The 527-nt window shown below is 58.1% G+C and carries 1 protein-coding gene; it reads right to left on the reverse strand.

Going from position 1 to position 527, the window contains the following annotated elements:
• Positions 1 to 527, reverse strand: a 527-nt coding sequence (locus tag GTGU_RS23605) for an autotransporter outer membrane beta-barrel domain-containing protein (protein ID WP_038163826.1), incomplete at both ends; no start/stop codon positions are given.

Consider the following 527-nt stretch of genomic DNA (forward strand, 5'->3'; position numbering starts at 1 on the left):
CGGGTCTGAATATTGCCGTCGCCTTTGCCTTCCACGCGGGTGCCGTTGGCTTCTTTGTGCGAATCCGCCTTCACGCCCATCCAGGTGACCTGGGCTTTCGGCTGGATGTACAGCGCATTACGTTCGCTGAGATCTGCCAGTTTCCAGGTGTAGCCGGACTCAACAGACGCGGTGAAGCCATCGGAGTCATACGCTTCAGACTCAACACCATGACCGGAGACGGTGTTATCAAACCAGTTGTACTGCGCCCAGCTGTCAACGTATGCGCCTTCCAGCGTGTCGTTATCCTGCAGCCAGGTGCCGTAGACACCGACGCTGTAACCGCTGATGCTGCCGTCAGCACGGTTGCCGTTACGGTGGTTAACCGCGCGGCTCTTCTGGTTGGCATAACCCGCCATCACACCGAGGTGATAACGGTCAGCGTTGTCCGAACTCCACTGCGCGATATCACCGCCCAGTTGCATCACATAGCGGTTGCTCTGCATGTTCAGCTGACTGGTGCTGTCTTTCTGACGGGTATGCCCGCC

It is taken from the genome of Trabulsiella guamensis ATCC 49490, assembly GCF_000734965.1.
GTDB classification, from domain to species: Bacteria; Pseudomonadota; Gammaproteobacteria; order Enterobacterales; family Enterobacteriaceae; genus Trabulsiella; species Trabulsiella guamensis.